Source organism: Paenibacillus sp. FSL H3-0286 (assembly GCF_045040705.1).
Taxonomy (GTDB): Bacteria; Bacillota; Bacilli; order Paenibacillales; family Paenibacillaceae; genus Paenibacillus_AQ; species Paenibacillus_AQ odorifer.
In genome coordinates, this window is the sequence record NZ_CP150285.1 from 2,529,133 (window position 1) to 2,544,529 (window position 15,397).

Sequence of the window (15,397 nt, forward strand, 5' to 3'; positions counted from 1 at the left end):
GGAAGAGATTAGAGCAGTGAGACAGTGAAACGGAAGATGTACGGGCGATTAGCCGGCAGAGTGAACTCTTCGTGGGTTGGTGCGCCCCAGCTGTCGTCCCCGCCAACACCCATTTGCTTGTAGTTAACTCTTAGTACGCTTTTGTTCGAGACTGGCAATTTATAGACGTGGTCATGGGCTTCCAGTTCCTCAGGCTTCCAAGGCAGGGCATTAATTTCGATAGGCGTTGCACTTTCAAAATAGAATCCTGTTCCATCGTTGCCCTCTGTAATCGAAGCGAATCTGACATCAGTCTTGTTGCCGCACTCTTGAGGTTTGAGATAAGGTGTGAATTGATCACTGACCTTACCAGTGTAACGTCCAAGTGGGGCTCCGGTTTGTCTATCCCAATAATTCTCATGAGGTCCGCGGCCGTACCATGACAGGGTATCAAGACTTCCATCTAGAACGAACATCATTCCGAACTCAGGGATTTCTGGCAGAACGCTGCTGCCCGGACTCAATTCTTGCGTGATCTCTAAAGTCCCGTCAGCACGAATCACGTACTGGACCCGAAGCGTGGAATCCGGACTTGTAGCCAGAAGGTAGCTGGCAGAGACGAAACAGAGAGAGCCTTCGGTTCTAAATGTAAAGCTGATTAAGTGTTGTTTATGCGATGCCTGCTTCCATACTGCACACCGCTGTGGCAATTTATTGCCACAATCATTATCAGTGACTGCTCTCCAGAAGTTAGCTCTTACAGGCTCAAGCAGACGTTCTTTGCCTGAGGAACGATAAGAGTTCAGAGCACCCGTAGTGGTACTAAAGCTCAGTTCGAAATTATCACCTTGTACATTCAAAACATTCTCAAGCTCGCTGACACGCAGTGGTTCTGCGATTGTCTTTGAGGTATTGGTTACAAAACGGGGTGACAGAATGAACTGTTCCCAAGCGATTTCGTGATTAGCTTCTGCCCATATAGTTGCTGAAGGCTGAATAAAGGAAAGATTCAGAACTGCTTCATGATTGCCACGCAGTGAATCCAGCTCGTAAGGAACTTTGCATGAAATGCTCTCACCTGGTGCACATGAGATCTTCAGCAAGCCTTCTTGTGCAGTTACTCCGTCTAAACGAACTTCCCATTTGAGATCGTATTCCTTTAAGTTGGTAAATAAGAAGGAATTGCGAATCTGGAAGAGTCCTTCTAGGATATTTTCAGCCGTTACTTTAATATTTTGATAACATTTTTTGACCTCAAAGAGCTTAGGAGTAACCGTACGATCAGCAAAAAGCAATCCGTTGCCACTAAAGTTGCCGTCATGAGGCGATTCACCAAAGTCCCCGCCATAAGCGAGATATTCAATTCCCTCGGAGGTGTGGGTCCGAATGGCTTGATCTACCCAATCCCAAATGAATGCACCTTGAACAATATCATATTTGTCGAACAAGTCACAGTATAAGTGCAGCCCACCGCATGAATTGCCCATGGCATGACTGTATTCGCAGAGGATATAAGGCTTTTTCGGATTATTAAGCGCATATTTTTCAACATCCTGCGGTTTAATGTACATAGTAGATTCTATGTCACTTGCTGCTTCCGATTCTCTACAGTGGAAGATTCCCTCATAATGAACCGGCCGCGAAGGATCGATTTCTCTCAGGTAGTCGTGCATAGCGATAAAATTGTCGCCTCCGAAAGATTCATTGCCGAGAGACCAAATGATGACTGAAGGGTGGTTTTTATCCCTTTGCATCATGGAGTTGCAGCGGTCAATGACATTGGCCCGCCATTCCGGTTTGCTTCCAGGGACATTCCCGTCATTCAATCCTTCTTGGCTGTATGCCCAGGTGCCGTGCGTTTCCAGATTGGTTTCGTCAATTACATATAATCCGTATTCATCACATAACTCATACCAGACAGACTGATTCGGGTAATGGGAGGTTCGAACGGCATTAATATTATGTGTTTTCATTAATTGGATGTCGCGCAGCATATCTTCTTTGGCTAAAGCACGACCTGTGTCGCAAGAGAATTCGTGGCGATTGACACCTTTGAGTACGATTCTTTTGCCATTGATCTTCATAAGTCCGTCTTTAATCTCGAACTTGCGGAATCCAACCTTACAACTGACCGTTTCTTGTGTATGCCCGTTGCCGTCATTTATAGACAGAACTAAGGTATAAAGATAAGGGGTTTCAGCACTCCATTTAAAAGGCTGCTCAACCGGGGCAGCAAGCTTGAGTTGTTGAACGCCTTCTTGCTCAAAGGAACCCGTAGCGGAGATAGGAGTCTCCCAAACAGGCTGGCCCTCTTTATTGTAAAGCTGCATTTGCAGTGTATATGGGCTTTGCTCGTTAAAGTAATTTTCCACCTTGATATCTACATTTAAATCCGCATGTACGAAGTTTTCATCCAGATCTGTGTGGACGAAATAATCAGCAATATGAACGGAAGGAGCCGAATAAAGATAGACTTCCCGAAAAATACCGCTCAGGCGCCAGAAATCCTGATCCTCTAGCCAGCTGGCATCACACCAACGATAAACCTCGACAGCTAGTTTGTTGTCCCCTGCCACTAAATATGGGGTGATATCGAATTCTGATGGAGTAAATGTATCTTCACAGTACCCGACAAGTTCACCGTTTACCCAGACGTAGAAAGCGGATTCAACACCCTGAAAGCTTAGGTACACCGGTTGACCGTTCCAAGACTCAGGTACAGTAAAGGTTCGTAGGTAAGAGCCTACTGGATTATATTTTGTTGGGGCAAAGGGGGCTTTAAGCTCTGGCTCGGATTCCGCCCAAGGATACCGGAGATTTGTATATTGTGGGTAGTCGTAACCTTGGAACTGCCAGTGGGACGGTACAGGAATTGTATCCCAAGTACTGCAATCAAAATCGGTTTTATAGAAATCCACAATTCGTTGATCCGGTGTTTCGGAAAAAGCGAATTTCCAAAGCCCATTGAGGGTTTGGTAGAAAGGTGAGGTTTCTTTATCGTTAGTTAGCGCTTGGGATAAGCTACGGTAAGGGATCATGGAGGCATGTGCATCCAATCGATTCAATTCAAAAGTCTCTGGGTTGTTATTCCATTCCGGATAACCGTTAGCAGGTGGCTGGTAGACAAACTTTGCTCGCATGAGTTGATCTCCTTTATAATCATTGTAATGTTATTATATTCATATTATAAGTTGAAGTAATGTTAGGATAAATAAAAGAATTTTAGTCCCAGATAACAAAATATGAAACGAGGACTTTTTATGGAGAGCAAAATTATTTTTTGCCAAACAGAAGATGTAATCATGCTGCCGCTTTATGCTACAACCCTTGGATTTTGGGAGCATCAGCCAGAAACTATACGTCCTGCAGGCTTTCCAGACTATCAAATACATCAGATTCACGAAGGCAAGGGTGAGCTTATCATTCATGAGAACCGATATCTCGTGGGTCCAGGGGATGTGTTCTTTTTGTTCCCGGATATTCCTCATTCGTATGCCCCTATCAGTGGGAAGGAATGGAAGGTATCATGGGTCTCGTTCAATGGCAGAGAGGTTGGTCAAATGCTGCTCTATGCGGGCATCCGCGAGTCTGGTCCTGCTAGATTAAAAGAAGATCAATGGCTCAATCCTCTAAAGCAAATCCTTATGCTGCCAGATAGCAATGAGCTGGAGACTAATTTGGCACGATCTAAACATCTTTATGCATTGCTTCTGGATTTAAAAAGAAAGCTAGTATCGCCTCTGAATGAGGCACATGAATTGGAGCGAATTAAGCCGGTGCTGCGTTATATTGAGAGCAATCTGCATAGGACGCTTCCTTTAAAGGAGCTGGCGGAGATTATTTCTGTATCGCCACAGTATTTATGCAGGCTTTTTCAAAAAACAATTCATGATCGACCTGTAACCTATATCAATAAGCAACGTATCAATTTGAGTAAACAGCTTATGTTTAATGGACGCGATAAAAAAATGTATGAAATTGCCCAGCTAGTGGGTTTTGATAATGCTAGTTACTTTTGTTTGGTGTTTAAAAGATTAACAGGGATGAGTCCTGAGCAATTTAAGCAGCTGCATGGTTTGGATTAGATAAACGCTTACTTGTTACCGTCTAGCACAACATGATATAGTTTACTTGAGTTCCTGCGATGTTTTTTTTGCGGCCTAGCCCATACTTTTACTGCCACAAGAATTCAATACATAGAACCAAATTAACGATCTGAAATGACGAAAAGCATCAGGAAGGAGACATCATTTTGAATGAGAAGCTAAAGCAAGCCTATGAGCGTTTGAACTTGCCTGAAGACGTTACCCGGGAGGAATTGAACAAAAGGTTAGATATGCATTTGAAACGCCGTCGATCGAATTCGACTGAAGATGAGGTTGCAGCTTATGAAGAGGAATTCCGCGCTTACAAAACCATCCTAGATGGCTTGGATCAGAAGGAGATTCAGGAAGCAGAGGACAAGCGGCTGGAGAAGTGGGGAGCCATGTCCGGCGTAGCACGTAAATCGGAGAATTTCTTTCGCCTCTACAAAACGCACACTATTATTTCTATTATCGTGCTGCTGGTAGTTATCTTTGGAGGGAAAGCGCTCTATGATCAATGGCAGGAAAGAAAATATGAAGCTACGCTCCCACCGGTAGATGTTCGAATCATGTTCCTAGGCAACTATGAATCTCAGGACTCGTCAGGTAAGAATGAAGAGCTAAAACAAGAAATCATCAAACGTTACCCGGCTTGGAAGAGAGTGGAGGCAGAAATCGTTTATCTACCCTCAACAGGTGGGACGGACGGTGGAGCCTTGGATATGAGCTATATGCAGCGGGCTATGGCGATGCTGGCAGCCGATCATCCGGATATCCTGATTATGGATGATGCTACTTTTGAATGGATTGGCCAGCAGTCGGGACTGCAAAATCTGGAGTCGTTTATTAAATCCGCAGGACTTCCTCTTGATGATAACCGTCTGAAACGTATGACTAACCCGGAGAGTGGTCAAGAGCTGATTACTGGCATAGATATCACAGATACGGATTTTGCTACAGAACTCCCTATCCATTCAAATCAGATGATCGTCGGAACGTTAGGACAAGATGACAGTAAGACTAAATCAACTGATTTTGTTGAGTTTTTACTTAAACAGATCACTAATCAATAAATTAATAGGGCCGATGTTGTATGGATGTTCATACGACATCGGCCTTTTTATGATCTGTAGAGCTTGCGGTACGCGATGGGTGTCTGGCCGACTATTTTTTTGAATACAGCGTTAAAGGAGTCGATGTCACGGTAACCCACTAGCTCGGCAATCATATTAATTTTATGTCCAGAAGTACGCAGCAATTCACAGCTTTTATGCATTCGCAGATTCTTCAAGTAGGTCCCAAAGGACTGGCCAGTATGCTTGTGGAACATGCGCTGAAGATGCCTGCTGCTCCACTGTGAAATACGGGCTAATTCGGCAAGTGTAATCTTTTCCGACAGATTATGCTCTAGGTATTGAATGACTTGCGTGAAGTCTGCCATATCCATCGTAGATTTGTCATCTTCTCCGTATTTTTGCCTGTACACTGCTATGATTAATTGACTTAAGAGGGTGTAAAGCATTGTTTTGGAGCCCATACCGGATACCGACATTTCATGATATAAATTCAGCATTAAGCGCTCAATAGAGCCATCTCGATCTGAGACGGAAAAGTAAGATGAGCTGCTACTCCCAAGAGTGGCTAGGTGCTCCCGGATAGATGGCTCTTGAAGGACGATATTTAATTGCTCCACCATTTGCATATCAAAAAGGCAGTTATAGACGATCAGGCGATTCCCTAAAGTATCAGAAGATGCTGGACGGAACACATGGGGGGCACCTACAGGAATCACGAACAGCATTCCTTTTCTAACGGGAAAGATCTCATTTTCAAGGTGATGAAAACCTCTTCCTTCAGCTACATAGCAATACTCAATAAATTCATGAGCATGAAAAGGGGCATGGAAGTTCTCTGAATAGCGGTTAACGAGCAGATGCAGATCGTTTTGAAAAAAAATTTCATTTTTGAACAACTCGGTGGTTCGTTGCATATTGAATTCCCCCTTCCAGATTCATGGCATGATTGCAGGGATATGATGTCCTTTTTACCGGGTGATGAAAGCGGTAACCCAGCTATAATTATAGGGCAAAGACTAATTTGTCGCTATAGAAGGAGGTTTTTATCTATATGTTCGCAATGACTAAGCTTCGTTGTGAGTACAAAGAAAATCCGCTAGGAATTGATGTGATCAGACCCAGAATCAGTTGGCAGTTAGTTTCAGATGACAGGGACTGCATGCAGTCTGCTTATCAAATTCAAGTGGCGGAGAATATGCTTTTTCAAGGCAAGCTATGGGATACAGAGGAAGTAAAGTCTTCTCAATCGATCCATGTTGAGCTTGAAGGTCTGCTGCTGGAAGCTCGCACGCGTTATTATTATCGGGTTCGGGCATGGAATCAGAATGCAATAGACTCGGGTTGGTCTGAGGTTGCATTTTTTGAAACCGGACTATTAGATGCAGGGAATTGGCAGGCGGAGTGGATCAGCGCTCCTACAGCCTCTTTTTCACAAGATTCTGAGATTTGCCCACAGCTTCGTACATTCGTGGATGTAAAAGGTCCAGTGGAAAGTGCAAGGATTTATGCTACTGCTTTGGGCTTGTATGAACTGCAGCTGAACGGAAGTCGGGTGGGAGATCATTATTTTACTCCAGGCTGGACCAGTTACAGTAAGCGGCTGCAATATCAAACTTATGATGTCACAAAGCTTCTGCATGAAGGTGCGAATGCGTTAGGCGCACTGTTGGGCAATGGCTGGTACAGAGGGTATTTGGGCTGGGATAATCAAAAGGAGATTTATGGATCAAAGACTTCACTTCTGCTGGAGCTTCATATCCGGTACGCAGACGGTTCAAATGAGCTTATTAGCTCAGATCAGAATTGGCAGGCTGCAAAAAGCGCAATTATGATGTCTGAAATTTATAATGGTGAAACCTATGATGCTCGGCTGGAGCTGGATATCACCGATCCTTCATCAGAAGGTTGGCATCCAGTGGAGATTATTAATTATTCCAAAGCGATCATCGTTGCCCAGGAAAATGTGCCAGTGACACAAGTTGAAACCTTGAAGCCGATTGCACTGCTGACTACCCCGCAGGGAGATAGAGTGCTGGACATGGGCCAGAACATGGTAGGGTGGTTAAAATTTAATGTAAAAGGTCAATCTGGTCAGGCGGTAGAACTTCAGCATGCTGAAATATTAGACCGGGACGGAAATTTCTACACGGAGAATATGCGTAAAGCGAAACAGTGCATCCGCTATACTCTGAAAGGTGGAGAGCAAGAGGCGTATGAACCGCATTTCACCTTCCAAGGCTTTCGGTATGTGAAGCTTAGTGGGTTCTCAGCAGATCTTCAACTAGAGGATTTCACAGGAATTGTGATGCACTCTAATATGGAACGTACGGGTGATTTTCAGTGCTCAGATCCACTTGTGAATCAACTGCATCACAATATCCTGTGGGGGCAAAAAGGGAATTTCCTCGATGTGCCCACTGATTGTCCACAGCGTGATGAGCGGCTCGGCTGGACGGGGGATGCTCAGATGTTTGTCCGAACAGCCTCCTATTTGATGAATACGGCACCTTTCTTTACGAAATGGTTACGGGATTTGAAGGCAGACCAAACCCCTGAGGGCGGCATTCCGTTTTTTATTCCAGAGCTGAGAGCAGCGCCTCCTGGCGACGGAGATACTAACCATTCTTCTGCAGCCTGGGGGGATGCAGCTACGATCTGTCCATGGACAATCTATGAAATGTACGGCGACAAAAGGCTGCTTGCAGAGCAATACGAGAGCATGAAGCAATGGATTTCATATATCTATGCACAGGGAAGTAACCCTTATCTGTGGAATACTGGCTTTCATTTCGGCGATTGGCTAGCGCTTGATTCCAAGCCAGACAGCTATGTGGGAGCTACAGATCGGGATTATGTCGCCACCGCTTTTTATGCCTATTCCGTTTCTCTTACTTTAAAAGCGGCAATAGCCTTAGAAAAATCGGAGGACGTGGACTATTATAGTGAGCTGCACGCCAAAATTATAAAAGCATTCAGTAATGAGTTCATAACACCTGCGGGAAGGTTGTCCGTCTCTACCCAGACTGCACAGATATTAGCCCTACGTTTCGATCTTATAGAAGGGGTCGCCAAAGAACGTGCAATTCAGAAGCTAACTGAGCTGATTGCTGAAGCTAAGGATCATCTGACTACTGGATTCGTGGGCACACCATATCTGAATCCTGTGCTCAGCGAGATTGGAAATAATGAACTCGCGTATAAGCTTCTTTTTCAAAAGGATTATCCATCCTGGCTGTATCAGGTGACGAAAGGTGCGACTACGATTTGGGAGCATTGGGATGGGATCAAGGAGGACGGCAGCTTCTGGAGTGCAGATATGAATTCCTTCAATCATTACGCCTATGGCGCAATAGGTGAATGGTTGTATCGTTACGTTGCAGGAATCGGAACTGATGAGTTGGAGCCTGGTTTCAAAATCGTTCATATCAAGCCACAGCCTGGCCCCGGTCTGGATTACGCAGAAGCTAGTCTTGAAACCATGTACGGAAAAGTAGAGTCAGCGTGGCGGCGATCAGAGGATGATGGAATGATGATTCACGTTACGATTCCTGCCAATACCAACGGTATTGTCGTTCTGCCTGGAGCCAATCAACTAGGGTTATTAGAAAATGAAGTTCCTGTGGAGCAGTCCAGAGGCGTGCACAGCATCAGCTTGGTCGATAACGGAGTGAGACTTCAATTAGGTTCGGGCAGCTATCAATTTACGTATTCTTTATAACCTATACTAGGGGGATTCCTAGTGTGAACTGACATCGAGCGAGGGGTATTCGGTGTCAGTTTTTCGTTTTTGAATTGACGAATATAGAGAGGAGTTATTATAATGATTTATATTGATATGAACTAAGTAATATAAATATAAATCAAATTGGAATTCACAAGGAGGAAGACAAAAGAATGAAGACAGAAGGAAAATTGACGATACATACGCAGCAGCGGGGGGCGGAGTTAGGCGATCTATTCGGTATTTTCTTCGAGGATTTGAATCATGCGGCCGATGGTGGGCTTTACGCTGAACTAGTTCAGAACCGATCTTTTGAATTCGACCCGATTGACCGGGCAGATTATCATGCGCTGATGGCTTGGGAGCCTGTAGAACGTGGAGATGGAAAGGTAAATATCTCTGTAGAAGACAGCAAGCCCTTAAATGATCGTAACCAACATTATGTTGCCATCGATATTGTGGCTGAAGGTGACGGCGTTGGCCTGATGAATCTAGGCTTTAACAGTGGTATTCCGGTAAAAGAAGGCGAGAATTATAACTTCTCGGTGTATGCCCGCCGGGAGACAAGCTTTGATGTGCCGCTTACCGTAAACATCGAAAGCACAGACGGCACCATTCTTGGTGAAGTGGAGATCGCCGTAAGCAGCTCTGAATGGACCCGATATGAAGCCGTTATTACAGCTAATAGCACGGACACAAGCAGTCGTCTTGTAATCGTTACCAAAGGTAACGGGAAGGTATATCTGGATATGGTTTCCCTGTTTCCTGAGAAGACCTTTAAGAATAGACCCGGAGGCATGCGTGAAGATATTTCGCTGCTGCTCGCTGATTTAAAACCTAAATTTATGCGGTTCCCAGGAGGATGTCTGGTGCATGACGGTTCCTTGGATCCAGATGACAGAGACTCCATGTACAGATGGAAGAATACGATTGGGGATGTTGCACAAAGACCGGCAAGACGCAATAACTGGTCATATAATCAAACGCTTGGGTTAGGTTATTATGAATATTTTCAGTTCTGTGAGGATATTGGAGCTAAGCCGATCCCCGTTCTTCCGGGCGGCTACGACCCGCATCATAAACGGATGGTACCGCTGGATGAATTAACGCCTTGGATTGAGGATGCTTTGGATTTAATTGAATTCGCCAAGGGGGATTCTTCCACGAAGTGGGGAGGCATTCGTGCAGAACTGGGTCACCCTGAGCCTTTTGGGCTGGAGTATGTCGGCATTGGGAATGAAGAGGTAGGTGCACCCTTTTTCGAGAGATATCCTTACTTTCATCAAGCCATCAAAGCAAAATATCCGGAAATCAAGGTCATTAATTCTAGTGGCCCGTTCTCTGCCGGCCAGGAATATGAACGGGGCTGGACGTCGGCAAAAGAGAACAAGTCTGACCTCGTAGACGAGCATTATTACTGTACACCTGAATGGTTCCTGGCTAATCATCATCGTTATGATGATTTCAAAGCCGATGAGCCAAAGGTATTCCTCGGTGAATATGCCTCATGGGGCAATACCTATTACAATGCATTGGTGGAAGCAGCATTTATGACAGGTCTGCAAAATAATGCCCATGCCGTTGGCTTAGCTTGTTATGCTCCAATGCTCTGTAATGTGGATTATATTAACTGGAAGCCGGATATGATCTGGTTCAATAATCATGAAGTGTACGGAACGGCAAACTATTATGTGCAAAAGCTATTCATGAACCATCAGGGAGATCATTTGCTGAAGATGGAAGCAGATGGCTTCACGGCACCGAAGGAAAGCAGAAAGGAAGCGATCACTGGAGCCGTCAGTTTCGGTGTGGATGCCTCTGCTGCTCGTTTCTCCGAGATCACCTTAGTCAACAATATTACGGGAGAAGTGAAAACGTATTCTGACTTATCAGAGGAAGTTTCAAATCTGCCTGACCCTGCTCAGAACAGAACGGCTAAACGGACACTAGAGCTTGGTGAGACAGAGTGGGAAAACTATACTTTGCATTTTAAGGCTACACGAACTGCAGGAAATAAAGGGTTTATCTTTTATTTTGGTAAAGCGGATGATCAGAATCATTTGTACTGGGAGCTGGGTGGCTGGCAGAATCAGGATTCGATTGTGGCCTCAATTATCAACGAAAGAAATTCTGTTCTGACGCATGCTATGTTTACGGTTGAAACAGATGTAGAATACGATCTTAAGCTAGAAGTAGTGGGCAGACAGATCCGTACTTTTATTAACGGAGAACTGGTGAATGAGACAGAAGATAAACTTCCGGTCATCGAACCGCTGTATTACACGGCAAGTGTGGAAGATTTAACGGGGGATATTATCCTCAAGACTGTAAACGTACAAGAGAACAGCGTTTCTGCTGAGGTTGTACTGGAATCTTTGGCAAAAGAAGCACTGACCATCGAAGTCTATGAAATGTCGGGATACCCGCTTGAGGACGAAAATAACTTCGAGAATAAGCAGCAGGTCTCTCCGAAACAAACCAGCTTTAAGACAGAAGGAAGCAGCTTTAGTTATGAGTTTCCGAAGCAATCCGTGACAATTTTCAGAATAAAATAACGAAGACGCCCCCATGAATCGATGGCTTATTAAAGATTCATGGGGGCATTTCTATGACTATTACAAGTTAGCTTAGCCGTTCACCCGCAGACGAATCACATTCCAGGAAGCTTTTGCGAGAAGGGCTTTTACATGTCCACTCTCAACAACGGCTTTGCCTTGGCTAGGCATCACGTTATGAGGATTGGATTTGGTATTTACAGCTTTTATATCTTCATGTTCCAGTACAATATGTTCAATAATGTTTACGGAACTGAAGCTGCGCAGATCCACGTCGAGCTCTAGTCCTTCGGATAAATGGCGGTTTACAGCGAAGACGGTTACTTCATTCAGCTCTTCGTTGTATACACTAATGGCTTCCAAGTAAGGCACATCAGTGAAATCTTTGGAATCGTATTTAGGGCTGGAAATCAGCGGGTGAAGTACGGTTCCACGACCATAAAGGGAAGCATGCAGGTACGGATAATAAGTAGTCTGCAGCCAAAGCGGTCCGCCATTTTCAGTCATAATTGGGGCGATTACATTGATCAGCTGCGCTAAGCAGGCCATTTTCACACGATCAGCATGCTTCAACAATGAAATAAGACAGCAGCCCACAACAAGTGCATCTTCAAGTGTGTACACATCTTCGAATTCTGGCGGTGCGATCTGCCAATGTTGTTCGGCACGGCTGCTGCCTTGTGATTTCCATACATTCCATTCATCGAGCGACAGATTAATTTTCTTTTTGCTCTTTTTCTTCGCTTGAACATAATCACAGGTGGCAGCCACACTGCTGATGAAATGATCCAAATCCATAGAGCGGGCTAGGAAGTTAGGCGTGTCGTCATTGTTGTTATTGTAGTACGTATGCAGTGATAAATAGTCCACATTATCATAAGAAAGATCAAGCACGGTAGCTTCCCACTCGGCAAAAGTGTCCATGCCGCTGCCGGAGCTGCCACAAGCCACAAGCTCAAGCGTTGGATCGACCCAGCGCATAGCTTTTGCAGTTTCGTTCGCTAACCGTCCATATTCGACCGCGGTTTTAGCTCCAATCTGCCACGGACCATCCATTTCATTTCCGAGGCACCAGGTCTTAAAAGCGTGAGGCTCTTTATACCCATGAGAGATCCGCAGGTCACTGTAGTAGGAGCCGGAAGGATGATTGCAGTACTCTACTAGATTTCTAGCTGCATCGATGCCGCGTGTTCCAAGGTTAACTGCCATCATGACTTCGCTGCCTACGAGCTTAGCCCAATCTGCAAATTCGTTGGTACCCACTTGATTGGTTTCCGTGGTCCACCAAGCTAATTCAAGAGATTGCTTGCGTTCGTGCTTGGGTCCAACCCCATCTTCCCAATTGTAACCGGATACAAAGTTGCCTCCAGGATAACGGATGATAGGAACGTTTAAGGCACGAATAGCTTCGATGGCATCGTTCCGAAAACCATTCTGATCCGCAGTAGGGTGACCCGGGTCATAAATGCCACCGTAAACTGCTCTTCCTAAATGTTCGATAAATGAGCCGTAAATCCGCGGGTCTACTTCAGCTAGTCTGAAATCTTTGTCAATAATCATTGTCGATTTAATCGGCATGAGTGTACAGCTCCCTCTAGTTGAATTAATGATTTCACTAATTAAGTAATTGTTTTATGATTACATGATACTGATTTTAGCTTATAATAAGCAATGAATTAATTTAGGATTCGTTAAAATACTAATTCAATAAGCATTGGAGACGTTGAAATGTACTTAACCACAGATTCTGAATCCTTGCAGGTGTATGAAGCGCTGGCAAGTGAAGTTAGGCTGCGAATTATTGAACTTCTGGACCGCAGAGAGATGCACATCAAAGAGCTGGCAGCGGAGCTCTACCTTAGTAGTGCAATTGTCAGTACTCATGTAGCAAAGCTGCAAAAAGCAGGCCTGATCAGTTCTAAAATGAGACGAGTAAATGGAGGGACCTATAAATATTGTTCTTTGTCTGCGAATTACCTGCAGATTAAATTATCGGGCTCCCGTGGAGTTGCCAGAAAGGTGGTTGAGGTGTCTATCCCTGTAGGGCAATATACCGATATTCAGGCTTTACCTACCTGCGGGATTGCTACTACTGAGAAGCTGATCGGCTATTATGATGATCCACGTTATTTTCTGGACCCGGAACGGGTGAATGCCGGCATTGTATGGTTTGCGAAAGGTTCTATCGAGTACAAGATTCCAAATTATCTATTTCAAGATCAAGTGGTGCAGGAAATTGAGATTTCGCTAGAAATAGGTTCCGAAGCTCCACATGTAAATGAGAAGTGGCCGTCGGATATTGGCTTTATGATGAATGGTCAGGATTTAGGAAAATGGACCAGTCCGGGCGACTTTGGCCTCACTAGAGGACGATTAAATCCCATTTGGTGGCGTTCGGATGTTAACCAATATGGTTTGCTGAAGGTTCTGCGGATTAATACAGGTGGAACCTTTGTAGATGGCCAGCAAATCTCAGATATTACCTTGGAGGATGTACGAGTAGAGCAGGATCAGTGGACCTTTCGTTTAACGGCAGAGAATAGCGGACGGAGAAGAGGGGGACTAACCATATATGGCCGTGGGTTTGGGAATTACGAGCAAGACATTATGTTTAGAGTGTATTATGAATGATTTCGAGTTTGCAGAAGAGGTGTTTTATAAGATTCTGTAGAAAATTTAAGCTTGTGTACCAATTATTACCTCTGATAAAATAAAAATAAAAAATATATTGTAATGAAAACGTTTTTATGTTAATTTAAATCTATAAAAACGTTTTTATTCGTAAAGGAAGATTGAATCATTATGGAAAAGGTAACGATCAAAGATGTTGCCAGAGAGGCTGGAGTCTCCATTTCTACGGTTTCCAACGCGCTAAATGACGTAGATGTATTGAACCCGGAGACGAAATCACATGTTCTTAAGGTTGCGAAGCGATTAAATTATGTTCCTAACCTGAACGGTAAGCTCCTTAGGAATGGGAAAACCAAAATGCTGGGTTTTTTCACAACAAGTGTGTCGGGTCCATACTTCTATAAGCTGGTTGAGTCCATGTCGCGTGAATGTGATCGGCTAGGTTACGGGCTGAATGTATTTGTTACCAAGGATAAACAAGTGATTATGAGCAATATTCTAGGCCGGCGAGTGGATGGTGTCATTATCTACGAAGAGCTGAGAATAGACGAAGAAGAAATTGCTGCAATGGTGAAAGACAAGATCAAGGCTGTATTTCTGGATCGGCCGCTTAAGAACGACACGATGGGAAGCGTGATATTTGATTCCTTTGAAGCGGGGTTTGAAGCGACCAAATATTTAATCAGTCTAGGGCATAAAAAGATTGCTTACATATCTGGTGTGGATGAGATGTACGACAGTGTTCAGCGGAGAGAAGGATACTTAGCTGCTTTGCGTCAGTATCAGCTACCCACGCATGAAGAGTATATTATACAAGGATATTTTGAAGAAGAAAGCACTTACAACGCTATAAAATCTTTTCTTCACTATAGTCCTGATAAAATACCTGATGCCTTCTTAGCAGGGAACGACTTGAGTGCAATTGGATGTATTCAAGCTTTGAAATCGCATGGATACGAAGTTCCGCTAGATGTTAGTGTTATGGGGTTTGATGATATTGATATTGCGCAATATTTCTCACCGCCTTTAACTACTGTAAGAAATCAAATTGCTAGACAAGGTATTTTGGCCATTAATCACCTCGTTCGTATGATTCAGAAGAAGGAACAGGGCGAGATGATGAAATTGGCGGGTGAATTAGTTGTAAGAGGTTCTAGTCAAGTAAAGATTGGTCGGTAAGAACACATATATGTAATGGGTTCAAGGTTTCACCCGATCATTTTTTAAAATTTTGTTGTTTTGGGAGGGTTTTTTTTTCGAAAAAATAAAAACGTTTTTATTGTTTGGGGATCATGATTTGGAGGGGAGAAGAAAAAGTGGATAAATTAGCCGTAGTGCCAACAAACGGAA

General features: G+C 44.1%; 9 protein-coding genes. 6 read left to right on the forward strand and 3 right to left on the reverse strand.

Annotated features, from left to right (window positions below; all coding sequences use genetic code 11):
* Nucleotides 1-8 precede the first annotated feature (8 nt).
* Nucleotides 9-3,119: a glycoside hydrolase family 2 TIM barrel-domain containing protein gene (locus MHB37_RS10830; protein ID WP_405169238.1), complete on the reverse strand. Its 3,111-nt coding sequence runs from the start codon at nt 3,117-3,119 to the stop codon at nt 9-11.
* 120 nt (nt 3,120-3,239) lie between these two features.
* Here MHB37_RS10830 and MHB37_RS10835 point away from each other — a divergent pair, with 120 nt between their 5' ends.
* The gene (locus MHB37_RS10835) at nt 3,240-4,064 is read left to right on the forward strand and encodes an AraC family transcriptional regulator (RefSeq protein ID WP_076143215.1); all 825 of its coding nucleotides are present in this window, start codon (nt 3,240-3,242) and stop codon (nt 4,062-4,064) included.
* A gap of 167 nt (nt 4,065-4,231) precedes the next feature.
* Nucleotides 4,232-5,137, forward strand: coding sequence for a hypothetical protein (locus MHB37_RS10840; RefSeq protein WP_076130585.1), 906 nt, complete (start codon nt 4,232-4,234; stop codon nt 5,135-5,137).
* 47 nt (nt 5,138-5,184) lie between these two features.
* Here MHB37_RS10840 and MHB37_RS10845 read toward each other — a convergent pair whose 3' ends face one another.
* The gene (locus tag MHB37_RS10845) at nt 5,185-6,054 is read right to left on the reverse strand and encodes an AraC family transcriptional regulator (RefSeq protein ID WP_076130584.1); all 870 of its coding nucleotides are present in this window, start codon (nt 6,052-6,054) and stop codon (nt 5,185-5,187) included.
* A gap of 137 nt (nt 6,055-6,191) precedes the next feature.
* Here MHB37_RS10845 and MHB37_RS10850 point away from each other — a divergent pair, with 137 nt between their 5' ends.
* Nucleotides 6,192-8,858: a family 78 glycoside hydrolase catalytic domain gene (locus tag MHB37_RS10850; RefSeq protein WP_339247915.1), complete on the forward strand. Its 2,667-nt coding sequence runs from the start codon at nt 6,192-6,194 to the stop codon at nt 8,856-8,858.
* A 176-nt stretch (nt 8,859-9,034) separates the two neighbouring features.
* On the forward strand, nt 9,035-11,416 hold the full coding sequence (locus MHB37_RS10855) for an alpha-L-arabinofuranosidase C-terminal domain-containing protein (protein WP_076303050.1): 2,382 nt from the start codon (nt 9,035-9,037) through the stop codon (nt 11,414-11,416).
* Nucleotides 11,417-11,488: 72 nt separating this feature from the next.
* Here MHB37_RS10855 and MHB37_RS10860 read toward each other — a convergent pair whose 3' ends face one another.
* Nucleotides 11,489-12,994, reverse strand: a complete 1,506-nt coding sequence (locus tag MHB37_RS10860; RefSeq protein ID WP_076187265.1) for an alpha-N-arabinofuranosidase — start codon at nt 12,992-12,994, stop codon at nt 11,489-11,491.
* Nucleotides 12,995-13,144: 150 nt separating this feature from the next.
* Between MHB37_RS10860 and MHB37_RS10865 the strand changes: the two genes are divergently transcribed.
* Together MHB37_RS10865 and MHB37_RS10870 are read left to right on the forward strand one after the other, a co-directional pair.
* Entirely contained in the window at nt 13,145-14,047 is a 903-nt protein-coding gene (locus MHB37_RS10865; RefSeq protein WP_076130581.1) for a transcriptional regulator, read from the forward strand.
* A gap of 171 nt (nt 14,048-14,218) precedes the next feature.
* A complete protein-coding gene (locus tag MHB37_RS10870; RefSeq protein ID WP_036689737.1) occupies nt 14,219-15,226 on the forward strand; it encodes a LacI family DNA-binding transcriptional regulator in 1,008 nt (335 codons plus the stop codon).
* The last annotated feature ends 171 nt before the right edge of the window (nt 15,227-15,397 follow it).